General features: G+C 47.7%; 11 protein-coding genes and 1 pseudogene. 6 read left to right on the top strand and 6 right to left on the bottom strand.

The features are described from left to right. Window positions 1-24: 24 nt before the first annotated feature. Complete coding sequence (locus F4V51_RS21545) at window positions 25-807, bottom strand: SDR family NAD(P)-dependent oxidoreductase (RefSeq protein WP_153979559.1); 783 nt, start codon at window positions 805-807, stop codon at window positions 25-27. Window positions 808-953: 146 nt separating this feature from the next. Between F4V51_RS21545 and F4V51_RS21540 the strand changes: the two genes are divergently transcribed. Then, complete coding sequence (locus tag F4V51_RS21540) at window positions 954-1,847, top strand: LysR family transcriptional regulator (RefSeq protein ID WP_153979558.1); 894 nt, start codon at window positions 954-956, stop codon at window positions 1,845-1,847. A gap of 212 nt (window positions 1,848-2,059) precedes the next feature. Further along, a complete protein-coding gene (locus F4V51_RS21535) occupies window positions 2,060-2,503 on the top strand; it encodes an Hsp20/alpha crystallin family protein (protein ID WP_153979557.1) in 444 nt (147 codons plus the stop codon). A 130-nt stretch (window positions 2,504-2,633) separates the two neighbouring features. Here the strand turns inward: F4V51_RS21535 and F4V51_RS21530 are convergent, their stop codons facing one another. Together F4V51_RS21530 and F4V51_RS21525 are read right to left on the bottom strand one after the other, a co-directional pair. Beyond that, window positions 2,634-3,188 carry a DUF1697 domain-containing protein gene (locus F4V51_RS21530; RefSeq protein ID WP_153979556.1) on the bottom strand — a complete coding sequence of 185 codons (555 nt, stop codon included), beginning with the start codon at window positions 3,186-3,188 and terminating at the stop codon, window positions 2,634-2,636. A gap of 138 nt (window positions 3,189-3,326) precedes the next feature. Next, window positions 3,327-3,977, bottom strand: coding sequence for a hypothetical protein (locus F4V51_RS21525; RefSeq protein ID WP_153979555.1), 651 nt, complete (start codon window positions 3,975-3,977; stop codon window positions 3,327-3,329). Window positions 3,978-4,412: 435 nt separating this feature from the next. On the opposite strand from F4V51_RS21525, the gene F4V51_RS21520 reads away from it, so the two are divergent. After that, window positions 4,413-5,219 (top strand): alpha/beta fold hydrolase, encoded by an 807-nt coding sequence (locus F4V51_RS21520; RefSeq protein WP_153979554.1) that lies wholly within the window; start codon window positions 4,413-4,415, stop codon window positions 5,217-5,219. Between the two features lie 24 nt (window positions 5,220-5,243). Next, window positions 5,244-6,227 (top strand): sensor domain-containing diguanylate cyclase, encoded by a 984-nt coding sequence (locus F4V51_RS21515; protein ID WP_153979553.1) that lies wholly within the window; start codon window positions 5,244-5,246, stop codon window positions 6,225-6,227. A gap of 109 nt (window positions 6,228-6,336) precedes the next feature. Here the strand turns inward: F4V51_RS21515 and F4V51_RS21510 are convergent, their stop codons facing one another. Beyond that, window positions 6,337-7,824: a right-handed parallel beta-helix repeat-containing protein gene (locus F4V51_RS21510; RefSeq protein ID WP_236146613.1), complete on the bottom strand. Its 1,488-nt coding sequence runs from the start codon at window positions 7,822-7,824 to the stop codon at window positions 6,337-6,339. 182 nt (window positions 7,825-8,006) lie between these two features. Between F4V51_RS21510 and F4V51_RS29165 the strand changes: the two are divergent. Continuing rightward, window positions 8,007-8,176, top strand: a pseudogene (locus F4V51_RS29165) (SMI1/KNR4 family protein); the annotation flags it as partial. Window positions 8,177-8,195: 19 nt separating this feature from the next. Beyond that, a complete protein-coding gene (locus F4V51_RS21500; RefSeq protein ID WP_153979552.1) occupies window positions 8,196-8,852 on the top strand; it encodes a DUF2625 family protein in 657 nt (218 codons plus the stop codon). Between the two features lie 142 nt (window positions 8,853-8,994). On the opposite strand, the gene F4V51_RS21495 is transcribed toward F4V51_RS21500, so the two are convergent. Then, window positions 8,995-10,341 (bottom strand): MFS transporter, encoded by a 1,347-nt coding sequence (locus tag F4V51_RS21495; protein WP_153979551.1) that lies wholly within the window; start codon window positions 10,339-10,341, stop codon window positions 8,995-8,997. A gap of 239 nt (window positions 10,342-10,580) precedes the next feature. Beyond that, on the bottom strand, window positions 10,581-13,232 hold the full coding sequence (locus F4V51_RS21490) for a cation-translocating P-type ATPase (protein ID WP_153979550.1): 2,652 nt from the start codon (window positions 13,230-13,232) through the stop codon (window positions 10,581-10,583). Window positions 13,233-13,257 lie beyond the last annotated feature (25 nt).

The raw sequence follows: 13,257 nt of genomic DNA, 5'->3' as shown, positions 1-13,257 counted from the left end.
GAAACCATGTGGAAATGTAAAGACTTAGAACCAGCGGCTCAGATCTGGATAGCCGGTCGTTGCCCAAGCTCCATCCACGATGAGGCTGGAACCGGACACATATCCTGCATCGTCGCTCGCAAGGAACAGGGCAGGTCCCGTCATTTCTTCAGGCTGTGCAGCACGTTTCATCGGAATCCGTTCCATGTAGGCTTCTTTGATGTCTGCATTGGAGAGCAGCTCCGCAGTTAATGGTGTATCAATGAGACCCGGTAGAATGGCATTGACACGAATGCCGTTACGCGCCATTTCGAGTGCTCCATTCTTGGTAAGCATTTCGACGCCAGCTTTGGCAGAGGCATAGGCCGATCCGGCATACATAGGCACGTGAGAGTTGAGGGAGGCCACGTTTACGATGGCTCCGCCACCATGTTTAGCCATCTCAAGGGCTTCATGCTTCATGCTCAGGAAGACGCCTTTCATGCACAGATCCACGGTGAAGTCCCAATCTTTCTCCGATAGTTCCGTAATAACGCCTGCACGGGAGGCACCTGCCACATTAAAGGCCAGATCGAGTTTGCCAAATTGTTTGACAGCGGCACTCACCATTTCTTCAATATCGTTTTCAACGGTTACATTGGCTTTAACACCGAAGAACCGTTCCCCAAGTTCACCCTGGATAGCGTCCAGACGTTCCGTATTCAGATCAGCGGCAAGGACGGAAGCTCCTTCTTGGACAAGGCGTCTCGCAATGGCATATCCGATACCGGATGCTGCGCCTGTAACAACTGCAACTTTACCTGCAAATCGATTCTCATATGGATTCATATGTAGCACTCCTCTGTCGGTTAAAATAAAATGATTTCGCTTACATTCATCTTCAATCCAAGTATACTTAATTATATGATTCATGTATATTTAACAAAAATACACTTAACTTAAAATAAATTAATGTAAGGATTGGGAGTTAAACGATGAATCTGGAACAAATGGTGTATGTACTTGAAGTTGAAAAGACCAAATCCATTACCGTTGCTGCGGCAGCACTATCGGTTACGCAGTCTACGATCAGTCAGGCGATCACACGTCTGGAGCATGAACTGGGCTTGCCATTGTTCAGCCGATCCCGTAACGGTGCGTATCTATTGGAACAGGCCAAGCCTATTTTGGACAAAATGAAATCGGTTGTCGATACGGTCCAAAACATCAAGGAGGATGCCCAGTATATGGGGCAGTCGATCCATGGAGAACTGCGATTGTCAGCCATTCCTGGAGGAGTTCCAGGGATCATACCTACCATAGCGAGTATGAAGAAACGATATCCTGATCTGAAATTTGAGCTGTCTGAAGGTGCAGCTCGCAACATTATAAGAGATGTAAGGAACAAGCAGGTCGATCTCGGTCTAATTGCTCTGTATACAGATGATATGGAGCAGCACCTGGAAGGATTGCGCTTTGTTCCCATTGATGAAGGGGTGATGCGTGCCTGTGTGAATCATACCAATCGCCTGGCAGGCAAGAAGTCGATCACCATGGAGGAACTGAAAAATGAGACACTGGTGTTATTTAATGACGAATTGGTGGATTGGTTTGTAGAGGAGCTTTCAGAGGCGGTGGGGGAGGTGAATGTGTTGTTTCGAACGAACAATTCCGAAGTGGTTAATGCGGCCCTTGCCCAGCTGGATGCGGTGACGATCGGTCATGAATATTCATTCACACATGACAGAAGTGTTCTGCATCATGACTTCTCCATCCTGGAAATTGAAGGTGTACAGCGTGCGATTTCCATTGGATGGGTTATGCGTGAGAGCAAAACGTCCAGTCTCATCGTCAAGCGGTTTCTGGATCGTTTTCAGTATGAAGGATAGCGTTCTGTTCATTCTCTAAATGAGTCTGAAAAAGCAGGAAGGTCAAAAAAGGTCAAATCAAAAGAAACAAGGATCTATTTTCAGGCAGCGGGTCATATTGAAGAAAAATCATTTTTTTTCGGCCCTTACGTATTTTGAGCATCATCCATAAGAGGATTATAATAATCCATGTAAGCAACAACAAACCAATCACATATAAGGAGATGATGTTCATGTTTGATCTGATCCCGTTTCGTAAACGAAATGAAGACCTGTTCGGACACATGCTGAAATCCTTCAATGATATGGTTGACAGCCCGTGGCTTTCTCCCTTTGGAACCGGCAGCCAGCCATTCCGGACGGATATCCGTGAGGAAGATGGGAAATATTTGATTGAAGCGGATCTGCCTGGTATCGCCAAGCAGGATATCGATATTCAGGTACAGGGCAATGAACTGGTGATCCGTGCGAAACGTAATGAGTTTCATGAACAGAAGGATGATTCCAATCGAATTATTCGGCAGGAGCGCAGGTCCGGTGAATTCCTCCGGCGTTTCTATGTGGAACATATCGATGAGGAGAACATTAAGGCCCGATTGGAAGATGGTGTGCTGAAGCTTGAAATTCCGAAACGTTCCGGAGACGATCATACGCACAGACGTATTCAGATCGATTAATGACTTATAACGCTAACCCGCATTCCTAATACAAAAGGTATCCCTCAAGGTAAACAGCATGGAGAGACATCCGTCAACATATTCCTCCATGCCATCCCTTGGGGGATTTTTTCATGCGAAATTCTTATAATTACTCTGCCGCAGCCAGCATGAGCTTATAAATTTGGCGGGTCGTGTTGACGTTTCTGACGGTCATATATTTGTAGACAGAGGAGCCGACAAGCTTGTTCATCCCGCTGCGCGCAGCATCTTCTCTGCTTACTGAATACAGGATGGCTCCAGTAACGTATATCAGGGTGCCGACTTCCGGTTTGAGGGGAAGCTTGTCCAGCACCGAGACGTCATTGACTTCATCCCACAGAAACATCACGTCACTCTTCGCCAGCTCGTCATTCGTCCATTCCTCCGGCAGCGCCTGAAGCACGGTCTGCATTTCATTCATATTGCGTACCACGACACGGATCTCCAAGCCGAACTCGGCCGTAATGGCTTGCTCCAGTATCTTGGATATCTCCGCGTTAGCTTGAATGCGTTCCTGATGATCGGCGAAGATAATGTTGCCCGTGTTAATGTAAGTTACAACATCCTGCATGCCTGCTTGTTCAAATGTTTCTTTCAGCTGCTTCATATTGATCTTATTGTTACCGCCTACATTAATTCCCCGAAGCAAAGCAACATAAATCATGGTCTTCCCCCTTGTTCATCAGAGATAAATTCTTCTGTACACAAATTTCAATACAGGTCCAAATTCGTTAGCGAAGCCATCGTACTTAGTAACAGCTGCAACCATCATCTTCAATTTGCTTATTCTCACTCCGATGATTTAACGAAGTGATAAATATTCAACCAGATGTGCGGTGTACTCAACGCCAAGCAGATCAATCAATAGAGGTTCTATATGCTCCAAATATTCAGGTTTGGTTTCAAAGGTCTCTTCATCCTTCACTTCTCCGCCGTAAGCGCGTGCCGCTTCAATCAGGATGGAGAGTGCAGTGAACAGATCGGACAATGAATCGGCAATACGCCGGGGCTCTCCGCCTTCGAAGGCCGCATACACAGGTGAGTTGGCTGCGCTTGTATCCACGATCAATGGATCATCATTGAAGTTGGCAATAACGACATGATTTGCTTTCCAGGAGGGCGACTCCTCATACGGCTCATTCATGCCAATCCATCGGTAACCCTGCTGCTGGCGGTGCAGGTGCTCGGGGGCAACAAACGATAACAGGGCTGCATCGCCGATTTCCACGGCTGCATTTTTCATTTTGAGTGTCCCTTCAGCGTTTGCATCTCTCATCTCATAATGGGTGTACAGATACACAAGCTCAGGTGAGAGAGGTATACGCTTGTCCACTTCGGGCTGGCTAGGTTGTTCACGAGGGCGCAGATCATGCTTCTTGAAAAGTCCGTAAGCTTCATTGTATAAATCCTGCTGTTCAACAAACTGCTGTAAGGCAGCATCCAATTTTTGCATGGTTTTAATTCCTCCTGATGTTATGTATGTCATGCTAATACGATGTATAGGATCGAGTCACCATAGAAATTATACTATATCAAAATGGGAAAAGCTTACAACCTGTTATGGTGTGAGTTGTTGGATGATCCCTGAAATCATAGTGATCTTGTAATGAATTTATTGCAAATGCGCCGGACCTCAGCCTTCTGAAATAATCAAGACTGTCGAAGAAGTGAACAGTTGCAATGAGACAGGATTATCCAAGAATGATCATTCTGGATGGCCATGGCAAGCTCGTAAGTCAGATTGTAAAGGGTTTTATCTTTTGCGAAAATGTGAATTCAACTCATCTCTCTATCAAGGAAATTAATATTTTTAATTCATATTCCAGCAATTTCCGATATAATAACCACATATGAAGTGAATGGAAAATACCTCAGAGAGGTGAGTGTAATGACGGTTGACGTCCTTGTACGCAACAATGTAAAAGTGTTTGGTTCAGGCAGCAGAACGATGGTATTTGCCCATGGATTTGGATGTGATCAGGACATGTGGCGCTACATCGTTCCAGGATTTAGTGAGAATTATCAAATTGTTTTGTTCGATTATGTAGGCTCAGGGCAATCCCAGATCAATTATTACGATGCGCATAAATACAGTGATTTGCGAGGATATGCTACGGATGTTCTGGAGATCATGGAAGCGCTCCAATTGAGAGATGCCATATTTGTTGGGCATTCTGTCAGCAGCATGATTGGCATGCTCGCATCGATTCAAGCTCCTCAATATTTTAAAAGCATCGTGATGCTGGGGCCTTCTCCGCGATATGTGAACGACTTGCCGAATTACTATGGGGGCTTCGACCGCCGTGACATTGATGAATTGCTCGAGATGATGCAGCTGAATTTCATAGGCTGGGCAAGTTATTTGGCACCGATCGTGATGCAGAATGCAGAACGGAAAGAGCTCACGGATGAGCTGGAGAAGAGCTTTTGCTCCAGAGATCCGCATATTGCTAGGCAATTTGCCGAGGTAACATTTTTGTCCGACTGCCGTGAGGAGCTGGAACAGGTATCTGTACCTACTTTGATTCTTCAATGCTCCGATGATAGCATTGCGCCGGTTGAAGTGGGTGATTATCTGCACGCTCATCTGAAGAACAGCATGCTGCAGCAGATGACCGCCAAAGGACATTACCCTCACTTAAGTCAACCGGAAGAGACTATTCGATTGATTAAGAATTATCTGACGAGCGCGTAAAACGCAGAAGAAAGGCTGTTATTGATGGATGCACAATTAGATCTCGCTCCCTGCGGGTACTTTTCCATTTCTGACTCGGGGGTCATACAATCAGTCAATCAAACCCTCCTGACAATGCTGGGTTATGAACGCAGCGAGCTAATGGGAAGACATATTGAGTCCACCATGTCGCTCACCAACAAGCTATTTTTTCACACCTATTTCTATCCGTACATTCAGCTGTATGGCCGTGTGGACGAGATGTACTTTACGTTTCGTACCCGTAATCAGCAGGATGTTCCGGTTCTGCTTAACGGGATTCGCCAGAATCGTGACGGGGAAAACGTCGTGGACTGTGTGGTTGTGGTCATGCGTAAACGGATCGAACATGAGAAGGATATTTTGAACACGAAGACGAAGCTGCAGGAGCTCTATCAAGCCACGCATGAAGCAAACAAGGAGCTTGAACGGCTGCACGAGGAATATGAAGTGAAGCAGCAGGCATTAATTAAAGTGAATGACCAGCTGGAGACGATGGCTTCTACCGATCTGCTCACCGGACTCAAAAACCGCAGATTCTTTCAGCAGAAAATGCTTGAAAGTTTGGAAGGCTACCGTGCCAACCAGCGCGAGTTCTCGCTGCTGGTCGTAGATATTGATCATTTCAAAAGCATTAACGATACTTACGGACACCCGGTGGGGGACCTCGTACTTGGCAATCTGGCAGGTCTGCTGCAGTCCGTATCCAGAAGTACGGACGTTGTGGCTCGTTATGGCGGGGAAGAATTTGTGATTATTCTCACGGATTGTACGGCCGAGCAAGCAGTGATTACAGCCGAACGGTACCGGTCGCAGGTAGCTTCTGCGGATTGGGGAGCCTATAATATCACGGTAAGTATTGGTGCAGCAACGGTTGCAGAGGAGGATACGGATCAGTCCTTGTTCCAAAAAGCGGATATGGCGCTGTATGCCTCCAAAACCGGAGGGCGCAATCGTGTGACCCATGCAGCTGATTTAATCCAAAGCTAAATTCTTATAACGAATGATGCAGTATAAGCAGAAAATAACCGGATAGGATAGGGGCACCCCTATATCCTATCCGGTTTTTCATTTTCTATGCATCTCTTAGTCTCTTCTGTTACCTGGGTGCAAGGTAACCACAACCTTCTGCCGGTGATCCAGGCTGGAGATTGAAGTCTTCGCTCGTTTCGTTCATGAATGCCGGGTTTATATAACGGGAGTGTGCGTCATTGCCGGAGTCCTTCATGTAGGCTGGAAAACCGGAATACCCTTCATTTTTCCATACCCACAGGGCATCTTCTTCTGCAATCGGGGTGTAGTATACATTTTCATCTAGCAGATTCCCTGAATTACTGCTGTATTCATTGTAGATGAGCACACCGGAGCTGCCTGATACGACAATGTTGCGTTTAAATGTGTTGTTCTTCGTCTTGGCTTGCACGAACAGCTGTCCATTGCCTGCGCCCAAGGTGTCATTCTGAAACAGGGTGTTGTACATCACCGTGCTATCTTCGGTAGACCCGCGTTCCTCGTCATATCCTCCCATGGCAATGCCCGTCAGCCTGTTGTGATAGATCAGATTATCCTGCACGGTAATATGGCTTGTGGAACGCCCGGCATGTTCGGATGCGATTTCGATTCCGATATCGTTGCGGTATACTCGGTTCTGGTCGATCAGATGATCTGTACCTCCATCGACATAGATACCCCCGGCCGAATGGCTGTCATTGGGAAGGTTGGTGCCATAGGAAGGATTGTCATTGGACGTAATATCATATACTTCGTTACCTCTTACAATTCCATTTCGGGCCCGATCATACTTGTCATCTGCAGAAATCCCTTCATACCCAATCAGATCGATGCCGATGTTATCCGTGTCATGGATGGTGTTGTCCAGTATGGAAAAAGTGTCTACGTTTCCGTTAACCGCGAGTGACTCGCTTGAACCTAGCACGAGATCATACAATTCATTATCCTGGATTAGAATATCCTTCAATGCTTCGGGATGTTCTGTGCCATAGATAGCGATGCCGTGTGCATCTCTACCTGTTAAGTCTGGTCCTTCAGGCTGCACGTTGCTGGCGATAGCGTGTACGGTATTGCCTATAATCTGGATGTGTTCTCCAGCTCCGTGTACATAAATCCCGGTGGGTACCTGGTCAGCATGGGTTGTGGTGAAGTTGCGAATCTCAACATTCTGTATCGTGATGAAGCTGGCATTCTCAACTTCAATCAAGCCTTCAAGTCCATTAACAGACAGGCCTTTTCCGTCAATAATGGCTTTCTCATTGGGATAGCTGGAAAAGGTGGTAGGCTCGGTGGAGGAATGGCCGCTCCGGGTGATTTTGACTTTCTGCTGGTACACGCCCTCTCGCAAATAGACCGTACTCCCTGGCTTGGCATGTTCAGAAGCATGCTGCATTGTTTTCCAAGGGGATTGAATCGTACCGCTGTTTGCATCGTCACCTGAAGGTGATATGTAATAGAATTCCTGTTGGCCGGATCCGTCAGCAGGAGCAGGAGTTGGAATAGACGAAGCCTGATCCTGACAACCCGCTGCCAGCAGCGTCAGAGCCAGAAAGCAAAGTTTAACTGCACGAAACAAAGTATTTCCTCCTTATGATTAGCTGTGAAGTTTTGATTATAGCAGATTTGAATGGTGAAATATGCCATGTTATGCTGATAGAAAGGTAAAATGTGAGTGTGTATGGAGGGTTAAGCATGTGGAATGATGTTTTTGAAAAGGAATGGGAGAAGCGGTCATTGCCAGACAGTCATGCGCATTTACTCACCTATTCCAACGGTGGAGAATTCCAGCATGGGGAGAGGATCTTTCAGTTTTTTTGGTACTTCTGATTTTAGAGAGATGAATCTGGCCTATGAAATTTGCAGAATACATGCCGGGCTCGGTTTCCTTCGCGATGGATGGGAGCGGCAATCTTTATATTTTTGATATGACTTGGAAGGAGTAAAAATATGCAAACATTATCTGCAGATGAACTATTGGATCGGGACAATCACGCGTGGGAGGAACTCAAGGAACTACTGGATAACGGGCAAAATACATATGAGTATGTTTCCGCAAGACCAGAGGATGGAGCAGATACACTCTATCGTCTTCAGGTGAGCACCAAATCCTATCTGGGAGCTGTTGCTTACGAGACGGAAGGTATGGTGTTTGATCACGGGTGGATCACGCTGCTGGGTGCAGGCGGTGAGAGCGTATTTGGAAGTCTGACGAGCTGGAATGGTGTGAGCGACAAGCCCTGCGTACAGGCACTGGAGGGTATGATGGTGGTTGCCTATGATGTGGCAGGTGGATTTTTTGCGCTGGATACCGGCAAGTTCGGTCGTACTGGAGAAATATATTATTATGCGCCGGATGCTCAGGAATGGGAAGCGACGGAGCTTACTTATTCGGAATTTCTCACCTGGCTGGCAGATGGCGATTTGCAGCAGTTCTACCAGACCTTCCGCTGGGAAGGATGGCAAAATGATCTGGGACAGCTTCAAACGGGACAAGTATTTGCCTATTACCCGCCTCTGTGGACAAAAGAAGGAAGCGGAGAGAGCAGCAGCAAATCCCCTGTGTCGGTGGAGGAAGCCTGGAAGGCAGCGCAGAATACAAACTAATACGGAACTTGCAGCCAGAGTTTGAATCATTGCGAATGACTCCGTACCGAAAGCGTATCGAAACCACACAAACAGCCCGCATACTGTGCGGGCTGTTTGTGTATTCAATTTATAACTATCATTGTATAGCATTCATTATTCATTATTTAGCCGTACGACTCTGACTCTGTACAACTCCGGAATGCGAGGACCTGTGATGCCACACAACGATAACAAGCGAGGCAAGACAGACGAAGAGCAGACATCCATAAACAACGTGATAGGCTTTCTCTACCGAAACGCCCGGGATGCTGTGCAACAGCAGTCCGCAGACCGCCACAGACATCGAACCACCGAAAAATTGAATCAGCTGAAGCAGGCCCATACCTGCTCCGATCTGCGTCTTGGGCAGAACGCGGGACGTTTCATTGTTCAGTGAAGCCATAGAGGCTGAGAGTGCGGGCGAGAAAAAGAGATAGCCTGCGGTAATAATAAAGGCGGACTGATTCAGTCCGAGCATAAATAGGGCAAGTACAGCTGCAAGCAGCACATGTCCAATCATCAGAAAGCGCATGTTGCCGTAACGGTCGATCCAGCGTCCTACGAAACGGGTGCAAAAGGCCGCGACAATGGCTCCCGGAGCAATGAGCAAACCAATCGTGAGCGATGAACGCCCGAACAGGTCGGCAAGGACAAGCGGCATCAGAAACAGATTACCCAGATTAACGACCAAAATGCAGAAGCCAATGAGAATCAAACGTGTATACCCTGGTGTTCGGAATACATCGGGATTGACAAACGGAAGACTTGCTTGGCGGATGTACCAAATATGAGCCACAAGAGACAGGACACCGATGGCAAACCAGATCCAGGACTGCTGGGTAATCGCGACCAGAAGTGTAATGGCGTTAATGACCGTTAACACTGCCCCGATCATATCGAAAGGGTTCTCAGGGCTTGGTGTTTCACGCGGCAGGAAATAGAGCAATACAGGTAGTGCAAGCAGGACCAGCACAGTTATGGCAAAAAGACCATTCCATCCCCAGTACTCGCTAATGAGTCCGCCCACAATGGGACCCAGCCCAAAGGCCATGGCACTGCCTGAAGAGATGAGGGCAATGGCGGCTCCGCGGCGTTCCAGCGGAATGTAGCGGCTGGCAATCACAAGGCCCAGCCCGGCCATAACCCCTGCACCTGCGGATTGCAGAATGCGCGTCAGCAGCAGGACGGCGAAGCTATGTGCGAATAATCCAAGTAACGAAGACAAGCCCAGAATCAGCAGTCCGATCGTTAGCAGTTTGCGCACCGGGACCCGATCGGATAGCCGGCTGAAAATAACGGTCGATAATGCGTAACCAATCGAGTAGCTGGAGATGACCCATGAGCCCAGGTCAGATGTAATTTGGAGATCGTTAATAATAACGGGTAAGGATACATTAAACATGGTGGTGTTCATCACGACAATGAACAGACAGCATGTCCAGAGAGGCATTACAATTTTATCTTTCACGTTACCATTCCTGTCTATGATTGAGTCAACCTATATTGAAAATCAATAAATCATTTTACGCCCAATCTGCATATATGGCAATAATGTCATAAAATTCGAAGAGCTTCGCATCGGTAATAAATGAGATGTACCAGATCGAAACCAACAGAAAACATAGGAAATGCCTTGTGTTGAAGAGGTTAATTCCAGGCAGCAAAAAGACGCCCGTCAGAGGGCGCCTTGATGGTTTGAAGTATTTCTCATGCTGGACTGACCGCTCTGCCACGGTTGCGAATCCATTTGATGACATCCATCAGAATGACGGCGAGCAGGGCAAGGCCGCCTGCAATCAGGAACTCGTTCCAACCAAACGCATCCGGAATGGCGAAGATACTGCGTACACCCGGAATCAAGGTGATTCCGTAGAGACAGAGACATACCAGAATGGAGCCAAGAACGAATTTATTCGTCGTGAAGCCCACCTGGAAGATGGTCTGTGTATTGGAACGGGCTGCAAATGTTTGCAGACTCCGTGCCAGAATCAGGGTCGTAAAAGCCATCGCCACGCTCATTTCTTCAGAGATGCCAAGCCCGATATACTGGGACACAATAACAGCTGCACCGATCAATACACCACGAGTAATCACAGCTTGAAGCGTACCGCCGGCAAAGATGCCTTCATTAATGTCTCGCGGTTTGCGCCGCATCACATCCGGTTCGGCCTTTTCCGTCCCCAGTGCAATGGCAGGCAGGGAGTCATTCACCAGGTTGATGAAGAGAAGCTGCAGGGCCGTAAACGGGTTCACCCAACCAACGATAAGTGCGAACAATATGGCGATAATGGCGCCAAGGTTACCCGCAAACAGATAAGCAATGGCTTTTTTGATGTTATCAAATACCATACGACCGACACTGACTGCGTTCACAATGGATACAAAGTTATCATCGGTCAGAATCATGGCAGCTGCATCCTTGGCAACATCCGTACCGCTGCCCATGGCTACACCGATGTCGGCTTGTTTCAGGGCTGGTGCATCATTGACGCCGTCTCCGGTCATGGCTGCAATTTTGCCTTTGCGCTGCCATGCGCGCACAATGCGGATTTTGTTTTCAGGGGATACCCGTGCATAGACCGAAATCTGTTCAAGCTGGCGATCCAGCTCTTCATCCGACATTTTGTCCAGCTCAGCGCCTGTGATGGCGAGATCATCGGGGCCTGCAAGTCCAATATCCCGTCCAATTGCCTGGGCTGTCGTTTTGTGATCACCTGTGATCATGATTGTGCGGATACCCGCCTTCATGGACTCTTCAATCGAGCCGTACACAGCTTCACGCGGTGGATCAATCATGGCTGTGAGTCCAACAAGCGTCAGATCATATTCGTCTTCAGGTGTAACCTGCGTTTTGTCATCGAATTTCTTGTAAGCATAAGCCAGTACACGGAAGGCACGTTTGGAGAAAGCTTCATTTTTCTCCTCGAATTGTGTGCGAATCTCAGCAGTAAGCGGCTGAACCTCTCCGTTCATGAACACATGAGTACACCTGCTGAATAGCACATCCGGACCACCTTTGGTTAATAAGGCTGTCTGTCCTTCGAAGGTATGTACTGTGCTCATCAGTTTCCGATCCGAGTCAAAAGGAAGCTCTGCTTCCCGCGGGAACTGGTCCCGGATTTCGTTATAATCCTTGTTCACACGGTTACTGAAGGCAATGAGAGCCACCTCGGTGGGATCACCCAGTTCCTTGCCCTCCTGGTTAATATTCGAATCATTGCAGAGTACTGCAATATGTAACAAGCGTCGTTCCTCTTCAGACCACTGATCGGGATCGTCCGGGAATTCCTCTTTGGTGCCATGGGGGATATAGTAATCTACAACCGTCATCTTGTTTTGGGTAAGCGTACCTGTCTTATCTGTACAGATAATGCTGGCTGAACCGAGCGCTTCCACGGCAGGCAGCCGGCGAATGATCGCATGCTGCTTGGCCATTTTATTCGTTCCCAGTGACAATACAATCGTCACAATGGAAGAGAGAGCTTCAGGAATGGCGGCGACGGCGACAGCAACGGCAAACATCAGTGCATTGATAATTGAAGGACCCAGATTGTCTGTGCCTTCGGTTAACCAGACACGTCCTGCCTCGATGGCGAAAATAAGAATGGACAGTCCCAGTATGAAAAAGCCCAGTTTTTTGCTGAAGGCTTCCAATTTGCGCTGCAGCGGGGTTTCTTTGGCTTCAGCATTTTCAATCAATTCGGCAATCTTGCCGATCTCGGTTTTTAATGCGGTGCCGGTAATCACCAGAGTGCCGCGGCCGTATACGACCAGCGAGCCGCTGAAGGCCATGTTGCGCCGATCACCAATGGGAGCTTCTTCCGGGATGGCATCTGCATGTTTCTCCGCTGCTTCGGATTCTCCGGTCAGCATGCCCTCATTCATTCTCAGACTGCCGGATTCCAAAATGCGACCGTCTGCCGGTACATAATCACCCGCATCTAATAAAACGATATCGCCGGGAACGAGTTCCCTGGCCGGGATGGTCTTTTTCTCCCCATCACGGATAACTTTGGCTTCAGGAGCAGACATTTGCCTTAGGGCATCGAGAGAGCTTTCTGCTTTTTTGGTCTGTACCACACTAATTACGGCATTCAGCAGGATAACCAAAAAGATAATCAGGGATTCAATAAGATGTCCGAGCACAACCTGTACACCTGCCGCAATGAGCAGCACGATGACCATGGGATCTTTGAAATTTTCAAGAAACAGTTTCCAGACAGGTGTTGCATTTTTGCCTTTTAACTCGTTATATCCTTCTGTCTCAAGTCTTTTTGCAGCTTCGGAGGCTGTCAGCCCCTTGGGGGAACTATCCAAGTCTTGAAGTGTCTCCTCAGCACTGTGTCTATAATGTTGCAATTGACCAGCTCCTTGATTAAATGGA

The sequence above is a fragment of the Paenibacillus xylanilyticus genome, assembly GCF_009664365.1.
Taxonomy (GTDB): Bacteria; Bacillota; Bacilli; order Paenibacillales; family Paenibacillaceae; genus Paenibacillus; species Paenibacillus xylanilyticus_A.
This window is presented reverse-complemented; position numbering and strand designations above follow the sequence as displayed.